This is a genomic window from Sphingobacterium sp. WOUb80, assembly GCF_050058145.1.
GTDB lineage: Bacteria > Bacteroidota > Bacteroidia > Sphingobacteriales > Sphingobacteriaceae > Sphingobacterium.
Window position 1 is genome coordinate 3421563 of record NZ_CP165617.1, and the last position, 23330, is coordinate 3444892.

Consider the following 23330-nt stretch of genomic DNA (forward strand, 5'->3'; position numbering starts at 1 on the left):
CACACAACATTAAAACAACGATGAAAAAATTAACACTTGCCCTGATTTTATTGGCTGGAGTCTCTACACAGCAAGCCATGGCACAAACAGGAGGATCTGGGTCCGATAACGGGATCGACTTAAGCTTAATGGACAAATCAGTACGTCCACAAGATGACTTTTACAACTATGTGAGCGGAACGTGGATGAAAACGGCTAAAATTCCTTCCGATAAACCTACTTGGGGAAGCTTCAATAAACTAGCAGAAGATACGGATAACAATTCTATGAAAATCCTAAACTCTCTTTTGAAGGATAAATTTCCAGAAGGAAGCGAAGGAAAAAAAATACAAGATCTGTATGCATCCTACATGAATTTGCAGAAAAGAAATGCAGATGGGATTAAGCCCATCCAGGGGAATCTAAGCAAAATTGACGCGATAAAAAACCTAAAAGATCTTCAGAATTACTTAAGTTCAGTAACCAAAGAAGGTGAGAATAACTTCTACGGCTGGGGGGTCGGTGCTGATTTAAAAGACTCTAAAATGAACGCGGTTTATTTAGGTGAAGCGTCCTTAGGTTTGGGAAGGGATTATTACCAAAAAGAAAATGAAAAGAATACAGAGGCTATAGCTGAATACCAAAAATATGTAGCTTCCATGTTAAAGGAGTTGGGGTATAAAAATGCCGAAGCTGCTGCTAAAGGGATCGTAGACTACGAAAAAAGCATTGCAAAGACTTACCTGACCAATGAACAAAGCCGGGACAATACATTACAATACAACCCGCAGACTATGGCTGAATTATCTGCTCTAGTCAAAAATGTAAATCTACCTGAGTACCTCAAAAAAGTTGGTGTCAATACAGAAAAAGTAATCATCGGAGAATTAGGTTATTATAAGAACTTTGACAAATTGGTCAGCAACCAGAGCCTTCCTGTCATTAAAGATTACCTTAAGTTTCATCTTATTAATGGGAGCGCCTCTTATTTGAGTGAAAAACTGGGAGATATGCGATTTGCTTTTTACGGAAAATATTTAAGAGGCCAACAAGAGCAAAGAGTACTAAACAAAAGAGGATTTGAACTTATCAACTCCACTTTAGGTGAAGCTTTTGGGAAATTATATGTTGAAAAATACTTTCCTGCAGAAGCCAAAGCGCAAATGGTGGAATTGATTGACTATTTAAAGAAAAGTTTTGCAGTTCATATCAATGATTTAACATGGATGTCTTCTGTCACCAAAGGTAAAGCACTTGAAAAATTAAATAAATTTACTGTAAAAGTTGCCTATCCTGACAAATGGAAGGATTATTCTAAATTGAATATTCTATCGGAAAGCAAAGGTGGAAATCTGTATGCTAACCTTCAAAATATTACGACATGGCGATATGATAAGGATCTCGCTAAAATTGGGAAACCGGTTGATAAATCGGAATGGGGAATGACTCCGCAGACTGTTAACGCATATTACAATCCTGTGAACAACGAGATCGTATTCCCTGCAGCTATTCTTCAACCTCCATTTTTTAATCCAAAGGCCGATGCAGCAGTCAACTTCGGCGGCATAGGAGCTGTTATTGGCCATGAAATGAGCCATGGATTTGACGATTCTGGTGCTCAATTTGACGCTGATGGCAACTTGGTAGACTGGTGGACACCAGAAGACAAAGCTAATTTTGAAAAAGCAACGAAAACTCTTGCTGCTCAATACGATAAATATGAACCTGTAAAAGGAACTTTCGTCAACGGAACATTTACCAATGGTGAAAATATCGCCGATCTTGGGGGTGTAAACATTGCATATGATGCTCTTCAACTATATTTGAAAGACAAAGGAAACCCCGGTGAAATAAGTGGATACACACAAGATCAACGCTTTTTCCTTAGCTGGGCGACCGTTTGGAGAACTTTATCCAGTGAAAAATATATGGTCAATCAAGTTAAAACCGACCCGCATTCTCCCGGATATTTCAGAAGTTTCGGTCCATTGATCAACGTCGACGCTTTTTACAAAGCTTTTGATGTAAAACAGGGTGACAAACTGTACAAAACTCCAGAAGAAAGAATCAAAATCTGGTAACAAAGTATATTGAAGGAGCTATCTCAATGTGCAGTACCCCTAAAAGTTAGACACTTTCTGGGTACATCCCACAAAAGGTTAGCTCCTTTTTTATTGCCTTGATTTTAATTCCTTCCTATGTGCTGGAGAGACCTCATAAATAGCCTACTCCCCTATCGGATATAAGTTCCGGCATCTTACTTAAGATTTACTGAAAGCTTTTCATCTATGCTTAACTAAATCAATTTAGTATATTTATATTCATCTAAGAATAAACCAAGAAATATACTATGATAAGAACCAAAACCTTAATTTTTGCACTACTTCTGCTCTCTTTGAGCTGGCTTAGTGCAATTGCACAACATGCACAGCTTCCGACACCCTGGACGGAAATAGCCAAGCAGACAGAAGTACCACTCGCAGAATATCCCCGTCCTCAACTGGAAAGAAAAGAATGGCAATGTCTTAATGGTACATGGGATTATATTGGCGGAAAAGATGCTCCGGATGCCCTAAATCCATCGACATCAATTTCTTTTGATCACGCTAAAGAAAACATTCTTGTTCCCTACTGCCCTGAGTCTTACTTGTCCGGCATACAACGCAAACAAGAAATTAATATGTGGTACAGTAAAAAATTTGAGCTGCCCAAACAATGGAGAAATAAAGATATTATACTTCATTTTGGCGCTGTCGATCACAACGCCACCATATTTATAAACGGCAAGAAAGTAGGGGCTCATGCAGGTGGTTATCATTCCTTTTCGTTCAACATCACGGCATTTTTAAAAACAGGCCAGAATATACTTGTCGTGGCCGCACATGACAGCAATGATGGGAAATATCCTTCAGGTAAAAACGGCCCTCGGGGAGACTACACCTTTTCTTCCGGTATCTGGCAGACTGTATGGATCGAGCCTGTAAATAAAAATCATATCCAAAGCATAAAATTACTGCCTCAGCTTGTCGAGAAACAGCTAAAAGTGCAGGTCAACAGCATTAGCAAAGCTAAGGTTACAGCGATCGTTTCTGCTGAAGGAAAACAGCTTGCAAAGATTGTCTCACAGTCTGGTGTCGACTTTGCTATTCCAATAGAAAATCCAAAACTTTGGTCTCCTGATTCCCCCTTTTTATACGATTTACAATTAAGCATTCATGACGGAAATGGCGAAGTCATTGACGAAATCAAGAGCTATTTTGGAATGCGTGATGTGAGGTTAGGCAATGTAAACGGGATCATGAGACCACTATTGAATGGGCAATTTGTGATGCAGCTTGGTTTGTTAGATCAGGGCTACTGGCCCGACGGCATTTTAACAGCGCCTACTGAAGAAGCCCTCAAACATGATATCGAATTCACCAAGAACGCTGGATATAATCTTATCCGTAAACATATGAAGACCGAACCACAACGGTTTTACTATTGGGCAGACAAAATGGGACTGCTGGTCTGGCAGGATATGCCCTGCCTCTGGTATCCGGATGAAGATACAACAGTTTATCGAAAAGCCTTTCGCGATGAATATAAGGCTATCATTGATGAACATTACAATTCGCCTTCCGTTATTGCCTGGGTCCCTTTTAACGAAAACTGGGGTGCTTTCGATGTGAAGAATATAACAGACTGGACCAAACAGTATGATCCATCAAGGTTAGTAAACGGAAATTCCGGATTCAACAACAACCCGTCCTACCAAAAAGCCTATGGTGATCCCGGAAATGGGGACTTTGTTGATACACATATTTATGTTGGACCAAATGGAGCATCAGTACCAGATCAAAAACGGGCCGCCTCGCTCGGTGAGTTTGGTGGCGTTGGCCTATTTGTCCGGGACCATATGTGGCCTGTCGAAAACAATGCTTATGCTTACGAGCCAACAGTAGAAGCGCTCACTGATCGTTATATATTTCTAATGGACAATGTCGAGCAACTGGTTCGATACAAAGGACTGAGTGTAGCAATTTACACACAAACAACAGATGTGGAGCATGAAGTCAATGGTCTATTAACCTACGACCGCAAAATACAGAAAATGGTACTGAATAAGATTAGAGCAGTCAATCAGGCCGTTATTAAAGCTGGGAGCTCTTTAAATGTACAAAACAAGGAAAATAACCCTTTGAAGTAAATAATTTTCAAACGATTCCGCATTTATAGCTGTTCTTTTTTCATTAAGAATCCAATGAAAGCGTATTAAAACCCCAGATTATTATGGCAAAATATTCAGAAAAAGCATCAGAGAAAGTCGAAAAAACGATGCATGAAATGAAAGAGGGGAAGTTAAAATCCGGTAGCGGAAAAAAGGTCACTTCAAAAAAACAGGCTATAGCCATTGGTTTATCCGAGGCTAGAAAAGAAGGTGCTAAAGTCCCTAAAAAGAAATCCTAGCAAGTAAGCACTTGCTAGGATTTCTTTTTAGGTCCTGAAGAAGTTCATTCAGTATCTTCGATTTACAACAAAGACTCTTTCTTGTTCTTTTGGTCGTAGGGATCTGACAATACGTTTTGGTCCTCTCCTTCTATATAATTTTGATTGATATCCAATGGGGTATAAATATTAACGCTGCTGCCATTTCTCTTTTTAAGATAATACTGAATCTTAGTCGTATCGATATTGCTCACATCCGAAGCAGTCCAAATCATTTGATGCCCCACGGCATCGATAGTTATTACGGTGTCGTTACCATGTGCTATGATTTTTTGCAGCCCTAATTCACTTTTTCGATCACCTTCTCTGGTTAATAAATGTATATTTCCTTCTTTATCAACCATCCGAATCTGTTGATTATTATTACATCCAACTAAGAGGATGAAGCTAAACAGTGTAAATGGAAGGGCCGTCAGTATTATTTTCATATCGTCTATTTTCTAACATATTGTATGTGTAATGACGAGACACAAAGATACTGCCAAAATATCTTCCATCATTTTGATAATCTACACTATTTTAGATTAAACTTATACAATACCTAATAGAGTTCCGAATATATATTCCCTTTTCATTTGGTAAATAGTGTTTTTTTCTGAACAAACCTCCGAATAAGCTGTGTGAAATAAACATTAAATTTATATCTTATTTTATTTTCGATTTTATTGCTAAACGACCAGCACTCTCTGCGGCGATCATCAATGCTGCCGCCAACATAATGATATCTTTCACCACCAACCTACCGGCGGCGGATAAATAAGGAAAACCGTAATTTGGCGAAGGGAAATCACCATCCAATTTGGGCACAAATGCTTCTGGTGTTGTAATTAGAAAAGAAAGCGTGACGAATGACATGATTACCGTCAATAAAGCTCCTAAAATCCCGATTTTAGGAAACCAGATACCAAGCAATGTCATCAAACCGATCACAATAATCACAAGGCCCAGCAGATACGAAAAGAAATATGTTCCGTTTTTTTGGTGCCAGGCAATATTTTTAAGAACAACCTTGCCTTCTGGATTTTTGAAGATCTGATATTCTGGCACTAGCTTTCCATTATTATCCAAGGCTTGCTTTCCGGCATTGTGATAAAAGAAATTCATTACTGGACTATTGATCACAAAAGGAACGATGCCATCGGCTTCATATTGAAACGCCTTCAATCCTCCAATCCATGCCATCACAATAAAGATTGAAATTCTCATAAAGTTAGTCAAGGTATACTGTGACTGGGCTAATGTGCTTATTATTTTTTCCATAATATATCGCTTTGTTTAATACAAAACAAAACTAACCAATGAGATAAACTGGCAACATGGACAAATACCTCTATAACATAGACTTTTTGGCTACAATAGATAAACCGACTTGTTTTCGAAATTCCTTAGGAGATACACCGACCATCTTCTTGAAAAACCGGCTGAAGTAAAATTCATCTTTATACTGCAACGCAGCAGCTATTTCTTTAATACTTCTGGAGCTCAGATGGAGCAGTCTTTTGCTTTCCAGAACAAGACGTTCCTGAATCAGTTTTGACGGCGATTTACCCCATTTCAATCTTACCTTTTTAGCAAATACCGCTGGACTTAAGCTGTAGTTTTCAGCATAAAATGTAACCTCTTTATGTGCTATATAATTTTTTTCCAGAAGCTGCTCAAAGTCATCAATAACATCCCTATAAGCCGACCTAGACTGTTGCAGATCATTTACAACCATCTTTTGCTTGCTTGCCAAGGCTAAAATAAGCTGCAGGTAGGTTTTTAAGAGTGACTGATCATAGGATGCCGGAGACATTTTTAGCCGATCTATTTTCTCCATAATAGCCATTATCTCCTCATAGAGTTCTGCTGTAAGCGCTACATTGGGTACCTGATATATATTGTTGAATAAAATACCATTGCAGGCCACTTCGTTTTTATGATATTCTATACAATAAAAATCTCCATGGAATTTTAGTATGTTGATGGTACGAGGTGAAGTCATCTCCAACGTAAACAATTGATAAGGGGACAAAAACAAAATATCTTTCGGATTAGCATGGTAGGGAATTAGATCTACCGAAAAATGAGCTTCCTCTTCAAACAAAAGAATACAATACAACGGCTCACTGATCTCGAACTTCTCGACAAATAATACTAGTTTTTCAAGTAGGATAAAGGAAGAGTCCATATTATTAATTGAAGATATAAATTTTATTCATCGTGTCTCAAACTTCGTTTCAGATGATAAAACCTGAGTAGAATACTATCATACCATAAAGCGAACAGCAGCATGATCGCCGGTAATAGCAATGTTTTCAATTCAAAATATTGAAATAAAAAGCCGCCAATAATTCCACCGATAAAAAAACCACTAATAATCATTAACTTAAGAAAAATACTTTTGTGCAACTTCATTTTCTCAGCAATTTCCCGATAAAAAAACAACTGTGAAAACTCTATACCAAGGTCAGTAAACAATCCCGTCAAATGTGTTGTTCTAACAACTGATTGGGAAACCTTCGTGACTAAGGCATTTTGAAGTCCCATAGCAAAAAGAAGGGCGAATGAAATTAATGTTGAAAATGACCGCCCTATTTCGACAAAAGTAGGCAGCAGTCCCACGATAATTAAGATCATGGACTCTATACAAATTGGAACAACATAGGCGTTATGCGATTTCTTTTTTGAAGCCAATTCGACGATAAAACCTGAAAGGGATGCTCCCATTAAAAAGAAAGCAATATACAAGAGATAAATCAACGCCATTTTATAATTTAATAAAATCAATTGCTCTGAAAAAAAAGCAAAATGGCCTGTAACATTCGTCGTTAAGGTATTAACGGCAAGAACGCCTGCGATATTAACCAGCCCCGCAACACAGGATAAAATAGAAGCTAACTTTAAGTTGTGCGCATAATTCCTTCCTCTCCCTTGGTGCCTAAACATTTGAATCGATCTTTATAAATTAGAGAAAATATTTATAAAAATATGAAAAATCGTCCAACAGGGCTAGCTACTAACCTAAAAAAGATAGTCAATGCTGGTCAGGAACTTTTAAAAAAAGTGGGGACCGCTAGATTTCGATAAATTGCTTTTGTAAGGTTCCGTGAAAAAAGACTTTTAAAAAAACTTTTAGGGCTATAAGAGACCAGCAAAAGATCAATGCCCCCTTGTTCAACCATATATTCTATACAACGTGGTATAGGCATGTTATAATCTAACCTATTGACCGCATTTTTTTCTAAATAATCGATCTGATCAAACGAAAATTTACTTGACAGTTTTTGTTTCCATTCCTCAACGTCCTCCTGCTTTGGTGAAATATATTTTTGGGTGACATGCAATAGACTCAGCTTAAAATTAGTCGATAATAGACTTGTAAAACTACCCAATAAATCATATTCAGATTCCTTAAAATTGCTCAACAGGCCTACATTTAATAACTGAAACTTTGTGAAAGTAATGGGTATTGCCAATACACCAATTGGACTCTTCTTTATCAATGCGAAGGTATTACTTCCTAAAAACGCTTTTTTTATCATCCCTCTGCCTTTGGCCCCCATCACGATAAAGGTATATTCCTGTTGAGGCAATAAATCCAATACGGTTTTTATTAGGTCTCCAGGTAAACATAGCATTTCGCAGCCGAGGTTTGGAAATGCATTGTCTAAACGTGTACGCCATTCCTCAAGCAGACTTTCGGCCCACTCCTTCTGGGAAATAAACGCTGGATTGTCAAACTGGATGTTGATATTGTCTTTAATTGTACTTGAATAGGTATGCAGAAGCTGGACTCTCCAATTAAATTCCTTTGCCAAATATGAGGCATAGGTAATAGCAGTCCATGAATTTTCAGAAAAATCGGTTAGTACGAGAATTGTCTTGTTCATAAATGTTTGCAGATAAATCAGCGAGATTGTTTCTTTAAAAACAACGATAAGAATCAGAAGTTTTTTAAAAGATAATTTTAGTAGGATCAAAAGTTTAGTTTCGTTAAGTTGACGGCAAGTAGATTGAAAACAGCTCCATAGGCTGAAAACCCATTGTAGATGCAGTTTTTCAACAATCATAAAATAAAAAAGGTTTTCAAACGGGGAGAATGAAAACCTTAAATAACCAATTATAAACCTAAATTATGATACTACAAATATAGGCATCAAAAAATAAAAAACAAAATAAACTACCAAAAAAGTAGACTTTTTTTCAGGGAATGAGGACAGCCCTTCCTTTGATCTTGCCATTTCGCATTCGATCATAAACCTCATTAGCCTGATCAAGTTTAAATTGTTCGATTTCGATGTGAATTTTCTTCTGTCTAGCCAATCCAACGACTTCCATAAGCTCCACACGAGACCCCCAATACGGGTTTGTCATACTCACACCGAATGGAAGTCCAGCCATATTATATTGGTAATGGCCCCCACCTAATCCGACTATTGTTAAATCACCATCCAAACCCACCACCTTTGTTCCCAGTTCAATGGTTGATGTTGCTCCCACAAAATCAAGAACAACTTTTGCCTTTTTTATACCGGTTATTGTGTTTATCTGAGCGGCTGCGTTGTCATCCTTAGAGTTGATCACGTGAGCAGCCCCCAGTTCCTTCGCGAAAGCTAATTTAGCATCAGTGACATCACATGCGATAATTGTACTCGCACTTACCTCATTTAATATTTGAAGAGCGACGTGCCCCAATCCGCCCACACCGATCACAACAACATACTCATCTGCAGTTAATTTACCGATCGACCTTTTAATAGCTGAATAAGGTGTCAGTGCTGCGTCGGTCAATGGAGCGGCAACAACTGGATCAAGATCGTAAATCGGCACCAATAAACGCGAGGATGGGACCAACATATATTCAGCCATGCCCCCATCTAGGCCCAGCCCTCCTCCATAAGCCATCTCAGACTGATGATCACAATAATTTTCCTTCGATTGCTGACAAGGTTTACAATGACCGCATCCCCAAGGACCATAAACTAACACTGCATCTCCTTTCTTATACCCTTTTACATCAGAGCCCACTTCTTCTATCCAACCTGCATTTTCATGTCCTAGCGTAAATACCGTACCAACAACAGTCCCCTCATCTATAATGTGAAGATCGGAATGGCAAACACCAGCCCCGCCAATTTTTAGTAATACTTCATCGCCTTTAGGAATAGGCTTCTCTAGATCATTGACAACACGGACGTCCTTATGTCCGAAAAATCGTACTGCTTTCATAATAAAAAAAATTAGTTGACTAATAGAAATACAAACAAGACAGATATATGTTTGAACGACCAAGCTTCCAACCAGGTTCAACTTTCCAACCCAATTAATAGTCACAAAGGTTCCAGGCAAAAGATATTTATGTATTTTTATGCAGAAAACATTAAAGTAAAAGACCATGCTAAAAAAAGGTGAACATATTGAAGGAGTGCCAACAGAACTTCAGCAACTTTTGGATAGAGACGAACAAGCCAATGTTTTTTTTGAAACACTTTCTAAATCATATAAACAGGGGTACTGTGATTGGGTAGGCTCAGCCAAACAGGAACAAACCAGAAAGACAAGAGCAGAAAAGGCAATGCAGATGCTAAGAAATAATCAGAAAACACTTAAAACTGTTTAAAAACAGACGGTTAATAAATTCTGAAAAATGGGTAAAGGTCGATCAAAAAGCAAACTTAGTAAGCAAAGCTGTTTAGAACTGAATTACAGCTTTTTTATATCACATAAACATTTAAATCACATAGACAGCCATTTTTCAATAATTGTAACAATATTAGATAAATTTTAAAAATTCCACACCTAAATTGCTTGTATCATTTTTAAAGTTTAATTACATTTGCTTCAAGGATGCAAGGAAAATTCCATCAATATTTGTTCGGCGTATTATGCGCAATACTTGTCAGTTTTGGCTGGTACTGCGCTTCAACACCAAATAATTATAATCCGTCCTATAGTCTTCATGCGGTTAAGCACTTCGATAGACAGGTAAAAAGTGGGTATGATGAAATCGAGGTCATTCGTAAAGGTAAACGTCATCCACATGAAAAATTAAGGGCTTATTTTTCAGAAAATGATAATGAAAATGATGACGCAGGAAGCGATTCCAATAGCCCGAATTTATTCGCACTAAGCGGAAATGATTTTGGAAATCTAATTTCCTACATCCATCCCGAATTTCACAATACGCGCACAGCTATTTCGCTTGCGAATTCCAACCAACTTACTTCACGAAAAAACGCACTCTATATCCATTACAGTGTCTTCAGGCTGTGATTTTTAACTAATTTTTTAAAAAAACATCAAAAATAGCTTTCAAAGCTTTTGAAAGCTAGTCACACTATTGTTCAATTTTTCGAAAAAATTATTAAAAAAACGATTATCATGGTCATGAAAAGCTTCATGTATATAAGCCTGTGCCTTATTATTCTATCTACGAGCTGCCAGTCAGAGAAAAATGACAAAAAAGAAGCTGCAGTTTTTAACGTTACTTCCCCCTTAGTCAAAGATACATTGGTCAACAAAGACTATGTTGCGCAGATCCGTTCAATCAACCATATTGAATTACGTGCACAAGAAAAAGGGTACATTCAATCTATATTTGTCGATGAGGGGCAATTTGTTCAAAAAGGACAACCTTTATTTAAAATAATGCCCAACCTTTATGAATCTGATGTTAACCGGGCAAAAGCCGAGGTCAAATATGCAGAGATCGAATACCAAAACACCAAAAATCTTTCAGAAAAGGATATTGTAGCTCCTCAGGAAACTGAAATGGCGAAAGCAAAATATGAAAAAGCCAAAGCAGAACTTGCATCCATGAATACACACCTCAGATTTACCGATATCGTGGCACCATTTTCAGGTATCGTCGGTAAACTGCATGTCCGTAAAGGTAGTCTTGTTGATGAAGGTGAATTGATTACTGAACTTTCCGATAATAGTAAAATGTGGGTTTACTTCAATGTACCAGAGGCAGAATACCTCAATCAGATGGAAGCCAAAAAAGACAACAGTCCAATGCATGTTCGATTAAATATGGCTAATGGGAAGGAATTTAATCAAGACGGTATTGTTGAAACAATTGAATCAGACTTCAATAATGAAACTGGGAATATTGCCTATAGAGCGACATTTCCGAATCCAAAAGGATTGCTTCGCTATGGAGAAACAGGGAATATTGTTATTACATCGCCCTATACCAATGCCCTTATGATACCACAGAAGGCCACATTTGAGGAGCTGGAAAAGAAATATGTATATGTCATCACAAAAGATAATAAAGTAAAAGCAAGAGAAATAAAAGTTGCTGCCGAGCTGCCACACATCTATGTTGTTTCTTCGGGGTTGAATAAAGACGAAAAAATTCTGCTGAATGGACTTCGTATGGTACAAGAAAACCAGACAATCGAATCAAAGTACCAAACTCCCGAAAAAGTAATGTCAAATCTAGATCTGTATGCAGAGTAATTAAAAAGCAACGTTATGTTTAAAAAAGTAATACATCGACCGGTATTTGCTATTGTCATATCGGTTGTCATCCTATTTATCGGCGGCCTAGCGATAAAACAGCTTCCGACCGAACAATTTCCAAAAATTGCACCAACGACTGTTGCAGTTTCCATTGCCTATCCGGGGGCAAGTGCTGACGTGCTCGTCAAATCCTCCCTGATTACGTTAGAAAATGCGATCAATGGCGTCCAGGGCATGCGCTATATAGCGACAGATGCAACCAGTGCCGGTGAGGCAACCGTCAACGTTATCTTTGATCCCGGAACTGACCCCAACGATGCCGTCGTACTGGTGAAGACCAGAGTAGATCAGGTTATGCCCCTCTTACCCGAGCTCGTACAAAAAGAAGGGGTCGTTGTAAATCCCATTCAGCCCAGTATGCTGATGTATGTCAACCTTTACAGCACCAATAAAAGCATGGATGAGAAGTTTCTGTACAATTATGCTACAGTAAACATCATTCCCGAAATCAATCGTATCCATGGAATCGCCAAATCGCAAATCCTAGGTAGCCGGAGATATGCCATGCGCGTCTGGCTGAATCCTGACCGCATGCGTGCATACAGCCTATCTGTTGATGAAGTGATGAAAGCGATAAGTGAGCAGAGCATTATCGGCCGGCCTGGACGTTTGGGACAGAGTTCAGGTATCGCCGCACAATCACTTGAATATGTGCTAACCTATAAAGGGCAATATAACAAACCGGAGGAGTACGAAAACATAATCATCCGCGCAAATGCTGATGGAGAAAACATTAAGCTGAAAGACGTTGCCAAAATCGAACTGGGCAGTGAGTTTTTTGATATATACTCCAACTTGGACGGACACCCTTCGGCATCTATTGTCTTAAAACAAAACTACGGCAGTAATGCAAATGACGTCATCAAAGATGTAAAAGCAAAACTAGCTGAAATGAAAGGCAACTTCCCTCCCGGCATAGACTACAAAATCAGCTATGACGTATCCCAATTCTTGGATGCATCCATCGAACAGGTGATGCACACCTTACGGGATGCCTTTATCCTGGTTGCCATTGTCGTTTTTATTTTCCTTGGCGACTGGCGTTCAACATTAATCCCCATCATTGCCGTTCCCGTATCCCTAATCGGTACATTCTTTGTCATCCAATGGTTCGGTATGTCGATCAACCTGGTCACACTCTTTGCATTGGTCCTCGCTATCGGGATTGTGGTAGACAATGCCATTGTCGTGATTGAAGCCGTACATGCTAAGATGGAAGAAAGTGCAATATCCCCCTATAACGCAGTGAAGGAAGTAATGGCCGAAATTGCAGGTGCTATTATCGCTATTACCGCGGTTATGGTAGCTGTATTTATCCCTATTTCCTTTATGACGGGACCCGTTGGAACATTTTATCGTCAATTTTCGATTACCATGGCGAGTTCCATTGTAATTTCTGCTGTAGTAGCGCTTACCCTCACGCCCGTGCTTGCAGCAATGTTACTTAAGAACAACCATGGAAAACCCAAAAAATCAAATATATTCACCAGATCACTCGATCTTTTCAACAATACTTTCGATAAGATAACAGGTAAATATGCCGGCTTCCTTCGAAAAATCGCAAGCCGTAGAGTGATCACATGGAGCATCTTAATAGCTTTCTGTGCGGGGATTTTTGTGATCAACAAAACACTTCCCGGAGGTTTCATTCCAAGTGAAGACCAGGGAACAATATATGCCATCATCCAGACTCCTCCGGGATCCACCTTGGAACAGACCAATAAACTCTCTCGGGAACTTCAGAAGATCTGTCAGGGCGTAGATGGTGTAGAATCTGTCTCTTCGTTGGCTGGCTATGAAATCATGACTGAAGGCCGAGGTTCAAATGCAGGAACATGCCTTATCAACCTAAAGACCTGGGGTGAGCGGGAGCACTCTGTTAAAGAAATCATGGAAGAACTTGAAGAAAAATCAAAAAACCTAGGTGCTACGGTTGAGTTCTTTGAACCACCTGCTGTTCCCGGATTTGGATCCTCTGGTGGTTTCTCCATGCGCTTGTTGGACCTCAATAGAACGACGGACTACCAGGACTTTGATAAGGTCAATAAAGCTTTTATTGCTAATCTCAAGAAACGCAAGGAACTAACCGGAGTCTTCACCTTCTTCGCGGCCAATTACCCGCAATATGAGTTGGTATTTGACAATAATGCGGCCATGCAAAAAGGAGTTTCCATTGGCAAAGCGATGGACAACCTCAACATCCTCATCGGCAGTACTTACGAACAAGGCTTCATCCGCTTTGGGCAGTTCTTTAAGGTATATGTACAATCATCGCCTGAATTTAGAAGATTGCCTTCCGATATCATGAATCTCTATGTCAAAAACGACCACGATCAGATGGTTCCTTATTCAGCCTTTATGAGTTTGAAAAAAACACAGGGACCAAATGAGATTACACGCTACAACATGTATAACTCGGCTGCCATCCGTGGTCTTCCGGCAAATGGTTATACAACAGCAGATGCCATCCAAGCGATCAATGAAACAGCGCTCAAAACCTTACCGCATGGCTATAAAGTCGCATGGGAAGGCCTTTCTTATGATGAGGCTCAACGCGGGAATGAAGCCATTTACGTTTTCTTGGTCGTATTGGTATTCGTCTATCTCGTGCTCGCTGCACAATACGAAAGTTTTATCATTCCATTTGCAGTACTCCTCTCGCTACCTGTCGGTGTATTCGGATCATTTTTCTTATTAAAAGCAATGGGCCTTGAAAATGACATCTATGCACAGGTAGGTTTGATTATGATTATTGGCTTACTTGGTAAAAATGCGGTGCTTATTGTAGAATTTGCGGTTAAGCGGCGCCAGGCTGGAGATAGCATATTAGAGGCCGCAATCGAGGGCTCACGAGCTCGTTTCAGACCGATTTTGATGACTTCCTTTGCCTTTATAGCGGGACTTGTACCCCTCGTTTTTGCTAGCGGTGCAGGTGCGATCGGAAACCATACCATAGGTGCCTCTGCTTTGGGCGGTATGCTGGTCGGAACAATTTTTGGCGTTATCGTCATTCCGGGACTCTATTACATTTTTGCAAAATTGGCCGATGGAAGAAAAATGATCCAGGCCGAAGACGACTCACCTTTAAGCGAAGACATGATACATTATGAATAAGAATAGATTATATCACTATACAGGTTTCGCACTTTTCTTACTTAGTTTGGCATCCTGCAAACCCTTAGAAATAAAACAGCGTACTGAAAATAGAGCCGTACCCGAAAAATATGGCTATGCTGACAGCGACACAGCAAATACAGGAAAAATAAAATGGAACAACTATTTCAATGATCCTAACTTACAGACATTGATAGGCCAGGCCTTGGCCAATAATCAGGAGCTTCATATTATCCTTCAAGAAATTGAAATTGCCAAAAATGAGGTCAATGCCAAGAAAGGTGAATATTTACCTTCCGTAGGTGTAAAGGTTGGTGCTGGTGTCGATAAAGTGAGCCGATACACCAATATTGGAGCAATGGAAAAGAATACCGAGATCGAACCTGGACGGGAAATGCCTGAACCCTTATTTGATTTTGGCGTTGGTCTACAAGCACAATGGGAAACAGATATCTGGGGTAAACTGCACAACGCCACTAAGGCTCAACTGCAGCGATATTTAGCCAGCGTGGAAGGTAAAAATTTCATGGTAACACACCTGATCTCCGAAATCGCGGATTCTTATTATGAACTGCTGGCACTAGACAATGAACTGCTGGTCATCAATGAAAATGTAAAGATTCAAAACGATGCCTTGGTTGTTGTGAATGACCTGAAAAAAAATGCTCGTTCCAATAAGCTAGCAGTCAAAAGATTCGAAGCGCAGATTTTGAAAACACAAGGTATGCAATATGATATTAAGCAGAAAATCACGGAGACAGAAAATAAAATCAATTACCTCGTAGGTAGGTTCCCGCAGCCGGTTCAAAGAGACCAAGCCTCCTTTGACAAGCTTGTTCCTCAAACCGTCTACACAGGTATTCCCTCGGAGCTATTAGAAAACAGACCCGATATTAAACAGGCGGAGTATGAACTCGCAGCTTCCAAGCTGGATATAAAATCGGCTAAGGCCCGCTTTTACCCCTCACTAGATATTGCTGCTGGTGTAGGGTTTCAAGCCTTTGATCCAACTTACCTCATTAAGCCGGAGTCATTTCTGTCTTCGCTCGTTGGAGAACTCACTGCACCCCTGATCAATAAACGAGCAATCAAAGCGGCTTATTATAACGCCAACGCACGACAAGTACAAGCTGTCTACCATTATGAGCAAACGATACTGGGGGCATATATAGAAGTGGCAAACCAGCTCTCCAAAATTAAAAATCTGGAAAATGGTCTGGATATTAAGACCAAAGAGGTGGATGCATTAAATGAATCTATTGGTATTTCTAATGATCTATTTAAATATGCACGTGCCGATTATATGGAAGTTCTGTTAACGCAACGTGATGCATTGGAGTCCAAATTTGAGCTTGTTGAAAAGAAAGTCAACCAACTCAAAGCAAGTGTAGCGATATACCGATCGCTAGGCGGTGGATGGGACCATCAGTAATACGCTTTTAATTTTAGTTTTTATATGTTGGGGACTTATCATGTGATAAGTCCCTTTTTATTTTAACAATATACCTATTCCACAACAATCTCTTTAATTTTCTCATTTCCATAGAATATTGGAAAATACATCAATTCAGCTTTTGCTGGATTGACCGTATAGGTTCCTGTAAATCGAGGTAAGAGTTCTATTTCAAAGGTATGCGTACCTTTTCCTAATTTATTGCAGAAAATGACAACACGATCTTTGAAATGTTCACGGTGTGCCTCCATCCTAAAGTATCCATTTGATTTACTCTCATAAGAACAGCCTGCCGGGATAGGGACCTCTATCTGTACGTACTCAGCTTCACCAGTCAATGTTACCGTTGCTTCAAGTTTTACTGGTTTTCCTTCTTTCAGTGTTGCTGCTGTAGCTCCATTCTCTTTGAATCGAGTTTCAACGACAAGTCCCTTTTCTTTTTCTACAGCTGGATTTGGATTCCAAAAATTTTGATAAGCCGTCACAAAAGCTGGCCCCGTCCCTTCTTTCCTTACCTTAATTTGTTCATCGGACGTAAAAGTCTGTGTGTATGGAAATTTAGTAATCCGTTTGCCATTGATGACCATCACAGGTTGCTGGAAAGATTCTCCAGCTTTCAATAAATCGGGTAAAATACGCCGTATAATACGGGAAGATTCATAAATGTTGCTCCAACGATTGTTTTGACGCTGCGCAAAGAAGTAATTGCGAATGTTCTCCAGATCCGCTTCATGTCCTCCGATTGATTTTAGAACACTATAAGCCAGTAATGTATTTTCTGTATTCGTTTCTGTAGGACGTGCAAATAACACTTCTTTTTCTGCGATGACACCCGAGGTCCAATACAATCCGCCTAAAATTGTTTTTGAAGCGTATTTCAGGACGCTGTCAGCAGCATGTACATCAGCAATTCCAAGTTTAGAAATCAAAAGATACCGCAGCAATTTATCCTTAGTAGATTTGCTCTTCAGCTTGGCATCAATTTCATTGAAATAATGTCTATAATCGGCCTTCGGATCCAAACGGTTTAAGAAAACAAGGGAGCCAAACAGATTCTCTTTAGCCGTTTGAAGTTTATCTTTATCCAACAGAAGATCTAAAGAAGCAAGGCTATTTTTTAATAGTGCCTGTTCACGTTCGGTATAGTATGCTTTATCGAGCACCACCTGGTAACCTGCCTCCTCGGCATCAAGCAGTACGCTTATAACATAGTTACTAATCCACGACACCGTTTCACTCTTATCCCACCATCCCCAGCCTTGGGCAGTATTTTTGTTCTTTTGAAGTTCTTTTAAAAGACTGATGATCTTTTTATCTTCTTCAAAAGGTTTCCCAACTAATTTGGCCAGCTCTTTCTTTGAAAGGAGGGCACTCAATTTAGAAGCCATCTGTTCATTACAGAGATATTTATAACGATCGATGGATTCTATTTCACGTTGTAAAAATTCGAGTGAACTTGCCTCGGCATGCACCGTAATTTCGCCTAATGCCGGTGAAGTTTTTAACAGGTATTCGGCTGTACTATTGAGTACTTTAAAATCACCTTCATGTTGTTCAAGTCCTTTTTCAAAGATCGGAATACTCCGTTTTTCACCATCAAAATACCCATTGGAAAGACCTATCGAATAGGAAAGCTGAAGGCTGTCCCCCTGATTGGCTAGCACCGCTATCGGATCCCGATATGATTTAGCGATTCTCAAAGATGCTTCTTGCGACGCCAATCCATTGTTTATGGTTCGTGCGACTTGCAAACTATCGCCTAGGTAGTTGACAATGCGTCCCATAGCCGTAAATTGATCGCCACGGACAGCAAAGCGTGGCGTTGCCAGATGTGCCGAAACAGCCTTAAAAGATTTAATGCTTAATTCCTTGGTGTCTGCAAAATTTTTCGCTCCCTTGGCTATAAAAAACGTCCGCCAATTGGTAATATCATCCGGATAGGTCGCTTCAAAACTAGCTTTCCCCTCAGCATCAGTCGTCAGTTTAGGTTGCCAAAAAGCATCGTCGTGAAAGTTTACACGCATGGTATTTCCAGCTTCTAAATAGGGCATCTCAACTGCACCTTTTGCCCCAACAGAAGTTCCTGATTTGGTCTGTATCATAATCACTCCATTGGCAGCCCGCGATCCGTACAAGGAGAGCATGGATTGATCTTTTATTGTATTTATTGATGCAATGGAAGATGGATCTAAGCTCGTGATATCCCCTTCAAAGGGAACTCCATCCACTAAAATCAGAGGTTTTGCATTCGCGGTTGTGCTAACAGCTCCCCGGATAGTAACCCCTGGAACTGCTCCCTGCAACAGGGCTACTGTTCCCATGTCCATATTAGCACTGATAGATTTCGTTGAGAGAGTCAACGATTTCTTTCGCTGTACCCCATAACCTACGACAACAACCTCATCCAATTGGTTTTCGGAAGGCTTTAATTCCACGAAATAATCCTCTCCTCTTGAAACCTCGATCGCTGCTGTATTATATCCCAAAGCAGCTATTTCCAACCGTGTATTTCTATCGCCAGATAGCTCAAACTCTACACTGCCGTCAAAACTAGCGAAATACTGTTTTTTCGAACTCAGATCAACAATTTTAGCTCCGATTAATGGTGTATCACCATCATAAATCAAAAGTCTGGTGTGCCCATCATCCCTCCTTTTCGTCCTAAAATCGGCTTTGTCTATTTTTTTGACACGCAGAGCCAGCTCCTGCTCATGCTGAACAGAATCCCGCAATGGATTATCAACCGTACGTACAATAATTTCATCCCGCACTAGTTTGTAAGCTAATCTCGCTGCATTCGATGTTCTGTTCCACTGGATGGAGTCCAGTCTAAGGTAATTCATCCCATTTGCTTTTAGCTTCATAGGTAAACTAAAGGCAGTCGAATCATTTTCTACAATATGTAAAATAACATCGTCGACAGGAAGATCGCCGAAATTACGTTGCCCACCATAAAACAAACGGAAATACATTCTATCTTCCGCTTTGGTCGGTTCAATAAAGATCAATGTGGGAAGAATGGCTTGACCAGCGATATCTTTGCCTAAGTTTACGCTTAGTTTAAATACCGGAGCTTTTAACTCTTTTTTGACTGTGGCAAATTGGGCCGTCCCGCTGCTATTTTGCATTGCTTCCCTAAATTTACTCTCCACATTTTCTTTGATATCCGTCAATGACAACACTTTCGCATTAAAATCTAAATTCGGTATAAAATCATACAGATCCTGACGAATAAAATTAGCGTCCCAACTTTTCTGCTTTTGATAATTTTTATAAAGCGTGTACTGATAACCGCCTTCAATCTCAAATCGTCCAATTTTTGTAGTATCAACCGTTAAAGTCGCTATTTTAGATACTCCATTATACATTTCTGTCCGAGGAAATGGTCCCACCAATACGGGGACAGGAACCTGTGTCCGTAATCGACTATCGTAAGTTGATCTTTTCACCGGATTTAAGTAATAAAGATCTCCGGCTGTCTGTATATAGGCCGGCAATTCAACCAGTGCACCGTTATTTGGCAGCTGCCATGCACCAAAATTATTCGTTACCGAAATTAACTGACGATTCAACTCAGCCACTTCTGTATCGTAGAGCTTTCCAACCTCTTTTTTAGGCAACACACGAGTCAAAATCTGTCCCTTCCTGAGGGTTTTATCTGCATAAATAAAACTTATGGTATCCTGTGATGCATTAAAAGAAACAATTACTTTTTTTCCTTTCTCCACAAAATACCCACGCACATGAATATCTCTGTCCTTTGTCCTAAATCGAAAATCGTGCTGTCCGGGATAAACCTCAAAAATATTATTTTCATTTTGCTGGCCTTGCTTTGCGTAAGTCAACACACCATCTACCCATACTAAATGTACCCCCTGAACCGCACCATTGACAACAATATAGGGTGATATCTGGCTTCTGACATCATCAAGAGGCAAAGACTCCTGATAATAATCTTTCGGAAACAAAAACCGATAAAAAGCCATCGTGTCCAATTGCATTACTTTCGACCATTTCGCCCAATTTTGAAAAGCGCTCTGATGAGATTTACTATCGTCGTCCAGCTCAAAATTGAGATTTTGTACCACCTTTGCACTCCGCATTAGCCCACCAATAGGAATATTGGGTGCATTAGCCGATTTAAACTTGGATGTAAAACCATATGCTGTGATATCGACATCTTTCAATGGTTTACCGTTTTTATCGGTAACGGAAAGCTCCACAGGAGTCTTTTGTCCAGGATATACGGTCGTTGCTGTATTGACGGCTAAGTTTAGATTTTTCTCTACGAAAGGTAGTTCTTCACGAATAACTTTCGAACGCCCTCCAAAAAGATAGCTGAGCTCCAGACTGTATCCTTCTTTTCCTCGCGCTAAAAATGCGTGGCTCAATTTGGTATCATATCCCGAAGCGACCATACGATTAGCCCTATAGACCCGATACCAAAATGGAATCGCAGCAGGATTATTGACATGTAATATGACAGAATCTACTGTTCGATAAAATCGATAATTCAATTGTGCTTGCTGCTCCTCTTTTAAATAAGTCACTTTAGTCAAGCCATTCGACTTAACGACGATTTCTGACGCTTGCCAAGAGACTGGTATCACCTGCGGCAAACTCAGATGTTCAGTTTTCAGTACCTCATCATTTTCACCCAATAGCTGAATTTGCGCATCACTAGCTTTCTCGATCCCCCTTTCAAAATACTTCAACTCAGCCTGACCATCCCGAACTGCAATACGAATTTCCTTTTCGCTATTTAAGACATTAAGATTAAGCCGCCGCTCATGTCTTTCATTATCCGAACTTAGATAAGTACCAATCACTTGAAAAGATAATCCAATATCTGCCGGAAAAATTGAATCCGGCAACACAATCTCTTTTTCGGCCACATCGGCAAGGGATACCGTAGTTTGCCACAGTGTATCGGGGATAAAATTTACCCGATTGGCTTTCATGCTAGGGTCAAAAAGCGGACTTGTCACAACACGCAAATCTACTTTACCGTCATAAATCGGCATTTCATTCTCGTTGACAGCTTTTAGCTTTAGCCTTATGCTGTCACCCTTTGCATAATCCGTATTCCCCGACGTCATGCTAAAAGTAAGACTTTTGAGTTCATAGTCTTCATAACGAAAATTCTGTTGATAAAGAATCTCTTTACTTTTTGTGGACGCTAATGAGATACCATAATGTCTATCCAGAATAAGTCCAAGGCCTTTCAGGTCAAAAGCAAAATTGTACATCCCGGGACGATAAGGAGCCAGTTTCGCCAATACCGTGTCTTTCGCATAGCCATAACCACCTGTTAAACGTACCACTACTGAATCCCGATACGGTTTTCCTTGATCTTTCTCAAGGTAAGCTTTAAATTTTACGTTCTCATTTGGTTTATACATAGGCTTGCTAAAAACCATAAAGCTCTCCGTATTCCGACGTTCTTTTTTATGGAAGATCCTTTTGATCTTAAATTTAGTTCGGAGCCAGTGATTTTTTAGTCCTTTCCAGAACGAAGTCTTCTCGCTGTATGGCCATCCTCTCTCCACGCTCAGGTAGTGATATACTCCCCTATGCTCAATGCTGACAATATCTTCATCACGTGCATTCGATGCCTTATAATAACGCAGTTTCTTATCGTATGACATTTTATGACCGTTCACTGTTAGCCGTGCATCATTTATAATCGTTCCCAATGAATCGTATAAACAAATAGCAAACATTTCTGTCGGGATACTTTTGACATAAAGATCGTCACTAACCAATTCTTGGTAGATGAGTTCACTCCCCCTAGCTACGACCCGGACGTAATTACCTCGTGGCAAGGTGGGCTGCGGATCGCCCACCTTATAGTTAAGAAAAAGTTCGTTAAGCATGGTTTCATCGAATTTTTCCTCTTCCAGGTGAATTTTTCTTAAAATTTCGGGACTCAACTTATAAATGTAATATTCAGAAGATCCACGCTGGCTATTGAGCAACGTTGATTGTCCAAAAAGAGTTACTGAATAAATAACAGCTAAAACACTAACAATAATTGACTTCCATTTCATAACTAAGATACTGGCTAAATTCATTTAAAAATAGATAAATTAACTTAAAGCCAAGCACTAGATTTCTTTCACCCAGCACTTCAACTTTCATGCAGGGATGCAAAGAATATCAAAATTCCATAACCGAAAAAAGAAAAAAAATCACAATTTCAAACGGCCCTTGATCGAATTGATTATAGCTGTATCAGATGGAAAATCGCCGGCGCCAGAACCAGTTGAACGATTGATCAAAGGTGGTTCTTCCCCATATAACGTATCACGGGCAACAATGACTTTCTTATCAAGATCGACATAGCTAACAATATAGTTTCGTTGATAAGCTTTATCTTTCTGTCCGATCCTGTTGACATATTCCCCTTTTTCCTTCATATCCATAGCGATCATAACAATACCTTTTACACCCTCGCCAGGATAATTATCAGCTGTGCCCAATCCTTCATTCCATTTGCTTTTATAAGTTACCCCTAAATTGCCTATACCGCCATTTTCCAACACTAAACAATTCGTTCCCCAATTTAATGCAGCTAATTGAACCGGATATTTATTGATAGCGGTATGATCGCCAAAATCAGCTAAAATTCTGGAAGATAATTGTTCTGTTTTTGTTTGATCCTCTTCCATATCACCCAATACGCTGTTCGCCCAAATACCGATAGCAATTGCTGCAATCAATACAAGTCCAACAACGATGAATATTGCCTTTTTATGTTTCATATCTCAATATTATTTAATTA

Annotated in this window: 16 protein-coding genes; 8 read left to right on the forward strand and 8 right to left on the reverse strand. The window is 39.6% G+C overall.

Going from position 1 to position 23330, the window contains the following annotated elements:
• Positions 1 to 20 precede the first annotated feature (20 nt).
• From AB1Z56_RS14355 to AB1Z56_RS14365, 3 genes are all read left to right on the forward strand, one after another.
• Positions 21 to 2060, forward strand: a complete 2040-nt coding sequence (locus AB1Z56_RS14355; RefSeq protein WP_426789448.1) for a M13 family metallopeptidase — start codon at positions 21 to 23, stop codon at positions 2058 to 2060.
• A 269-nt stretch (positions 2061 to 2329) separates the two neighbouring features.
• Positions 2330 to 4168 (forward strand): glycoside hydrolase family 2 protein, encoded by a 1839-nt coding sequence (locus tag AB1Z56_RS14360; protein ID WP_426789449.1) that lies wholly within the window; start codon positions 2330 to 2332, stop codon positions 4166 to 4168.
• Between the two features lie 83 nt (positions 4169 to 4251).
• Positions 4252 to 4428, forward strand: coding sequence for a DUF6496 domain-containing protein (locus AB1Z56_RS14365; RefSeq protein ID WP_200815687.1), 177 nt, complete (start codon positions 4252 to 4254; stop codon positions 4426 to 4428).
• 62 nt (positions 4429 to 4490) lie between these two features.
• On the opposite strand, the gene AB1Z56_RS14370 is transcribed toward AB1Z56_RS14365, so the two are convergent.
• The 6 genes from AB1Z56_RS14370 to AB1Z56_RS14395 form a co-directional block, all read right to left on the reverse strand.
• Positions 4491 to 4895, reverse strand: coding sequence for a hypothetical protein (locus AB1Z56_RS14370; RefSeq protein ID WP_309362589.1), 405 nt, complete (start codon positions 4893 to 4895; stop codon positions 4491 to 4493).
• Between the two features lie 217 nt (positions 4896 to 5112).
• Positions 5113 to 5727, reverse strand: coding sequence for a DUF417 family protein (locus AB1Z56_RS14375; RefSeq protein ID WP_309362588.1), 615 nt, complete (start codon positions 5725 to 5727; stop codon positions 5113 to 5115).
• 70 nt (positions 5728 to 5797) lie between these two features.
• Positions 5798 to 6637, reverse strand: coding sequence for a helix-turn-helix domain-containing protein (locus AB1Z56_RS14380; RefSeq protein WP_313264171.1), 840 nt, complete (start codon positions 6635 to 6637; stop codon positions 5798 to 5800).
• A 23-nt stretch (positions 6638 to 6660) separates the two neighbouring features.
• A complete protein-coding gene (locus AB1Z56_RS14385; protein WP_426789450.1) occupies positions 6661 to 7395 on the reverse strand; it encodes a YoaK family protein in 735 nt (244 codons plus the stop codon).
• Between the two features lie 98 nt (positions 7396 to 7493).
• Entirely contained in the window at positions 7494 to 8339 is an 846-nt protein-coding gene (locus AB1Z56_RS14390; RefSeq protein WP_426789451.1) for a universal stress protein, read from the reverse strand.
• A gap of 313 nt (positions 8340 to 8652) precedes the next feature.
• Positions 8653 to 9678 carry an NAD(P)-dependent alcohol dehydrogenase gene (locus AB1Z56_RS14395; protein WP_309362584.1) on the reverse strand — a complete coding sequence of 342 codons (1026 nt, stop codon included), beginning with the start codon at positions 9676 to 9678 and terminating at the stop codon, positions 8653 to 8655.
• A 166-nt stretch (positions 9679 to 9844) separates the two neighbouring features.
• On the opposite strand from AB1Z56_RS14395, the gene AB1Z56_RS14400 reads away from it, so the two are divergent.
• The 5 genes from AB1Z56_RS14400 to AB1Z56_RS14420 all read left to right on the forward strand — a co-directional run bounded on the left by AB1Z56_RS14400 (position 9845) and on the right by AB1Z56_RS14420 (position 16525).
• Complete coding sequence (locus AB1Z56_RS14400) at positions 9845 to 10069, forward strand: YdeI/OmpD-associated family protein (RefSeq protein ID WP_426789452.1); 225 nt, start codon at positions 9845 to 9847, stop codon at positions 10067 to 10069.
• Positions 10070 to 10296: 227 nt separating this feature from the next.
• Positions 10297 to 10722: a hypothetical protein gene (locus tag AB1Z56_RS14405; protein WP_309362582.1), complete on the forward strand. Its 426-nt coding sequence runs from the start codon at positions 10297 to 10299 to the stop codon at positions 10720 to 10722.
• A gap of 114 nt (positions 10723 to 10836) precedes the next feature.
• Positions 10837 to 11916: an efflux RND transporter periplasmic adaptor subunit gene (locus tag AB1Z56_RS14410; RefSeq protein WP_309362581.1), complete on the forward strand. Its 1080-nt coding sequence runs from the start codon at positions 10837 to 10839 to the stop codon at positions 11914 to 11916.
• 15 nt (positions 11917 to 11931) lie between these two features.
• Positions 11932 to 15093, forward strand: coding sequence for an efflux RND transporter permease subunit (locus AB1Z56_RS14415; protein WP_313264179.1), 3162 nt, complete (start codon positions 11932 to 11934; stop codon positions 15091 to 15093).
• Complete coding sequence (locus AB1Z56_RS14420; RefSeq protein WP_293897293.1) at positions 15086 to 16525, forward strand: TolC family protein; 1440 nt, start codon at positions 15086 to 15088, stop codon at positions 16523 to 16525. The genes AB1Z56_RS14415 and AB1Z56_RS14420 overlap by 8 nt, the downstream gene beginning before the upstream one ends.
• A 74-nt stretch (positions 16526 to 16599) precedes the next feature.
• Here the strand turns inward: AB1Z56_RS14420 and AB1Z56_RS14425 are convergent, their stop codons facing one another.
• Positions 16600 to 22620 (reverse strand): alpha-2-macroglobulin family protein, encoded by a 6021-nt coding sequence (locus AB1Z56_RS14425; RefSeq protein ID WP_426789453.1) that lies wholly within the window; start codon positions 22618 to 22620, stop codon positions 16600 to 16602.
• Between the two features lie 117 nt (positions 22621 to 22737).
• Positions 22738 to 23310, reverse strand: coding sequence for a hypothetical protein (locus AB1Z56_RS14430; protein ID WP_426789454.1), 573 nt, complete (start codon positions 23308 to 23310; stop codon positions 22738 to 22740).
• Positions 23311 to 23330 lie beyond the last annotated feature (20 nt).

Coding starts and splice junctions, on each gene's coding strand:
- AB1Z56_RS14430 (WP_426789454.1), bottom strand. CDS start 23,310: ATGAAACATAAAAAGGCAATATTCATCGTTGTTGGACTTGTATTGATT.
- AB1Z56_RS14390 (WP_426789451.1), bottom strand. CDS start 8,339: ATGAACAAGACAATTCTCGTACTAACCGATTTTTCTGAAAATTCATGG.
- AB1Z56_RS14370 (WP_309362589.1), bottom strand. CDS start 4,895: ATGAAAATAATACTGACGGCCCTTCCATTTACACTGTTTAGCTTCATC.
- AB1Z56_RS14415 (WP_313264179.1), top strand. CDS start 11,932: ATGTTTAAAAAAGTAATACATCGACCGGTATTTGCTATTGTCATATCG.
- AB1Z56_RS14380 (WP_313264171.1), bottom strand. CDS start 6,637: ATGGACTCTTCCTTTATCCTACTTGAAAAACTAGTATTATTTGTCGAG.
- AB1Z56_RS14375 (WP_309362588.1), bottom strand. CDS start 5,727: ATGGAAAAAATAATAAGCACATTAGCCCAGTCACAGTATACCTTGACT.
- AB1Z56_RS14355 (WP_426789448.1), top strand. CDS start 21: ATGAAAAAATTAACACTTGCCCTGATTTTATTGGCTGGAGTCTCTACA.
- AB1Z56_RS14410 (WP_309362581.1), top strand. CDS start 10,837: ATGAAAAGCTTCATGTATATAAGCCTGTGCCTTATTATTCTATCTACG.
- AB1Z56_RS14385 (WP_426789450.1), bottom strand. CDS start 7,395: ATGTTTAGGCACCAAGGGAGAGGAAGGAATTATGCGCACAACTTAAAG.
- AB1Z56_RS14400 (WP_426789452.1), top strand. CDS start 9,845: ATGCTAAAAAAAGGTGAACATATTGAAGGAGTGCCAACAGAACTTCAG.
- AB1Z56_RS14365 (WP_200815687.1), top strand. CDS start 4,252: ATGGCAAAATATTCAGAAAAAGCATCAGAGAAAGTCGAAAAAACGATG.
- AB1Z56_RS14360 (WP_426789449.1), top strand. CDS start 2,330: ATGATAAGAACCAAAACCTTAATTTTTGCACTACTTCTGCTCTCTTTG.
- AB1Z56_RS14420 (WP_293897293.1), top strand. CDS start 15,086: ATGAATAAGAATAGATTATATCACTATACAGGTTTCGCACTTTTCTTA.
- AB1Z56_RS14395 (WP_309362584.1), bottom strand. CDS start 9,678: ATGAAAGCAGTACGATTTTTCGGACATAAGGACGTCCGTGTTGTCAAT.
- AB1Z56_RS14405 (WP_309362582.1), top strand. CDS start 10,297: ATGCAAGGAAAATTCCATCAATATTTGTTCGGCGTATTATGCGCAATA.
- AB1Z56_RS14425 (WP_426789453.1), bottom strand. CDS start 22,620: ATGAATTTAGCCAGTATCTTAGTTATGAAATGGAAGTCAATTATTGTT.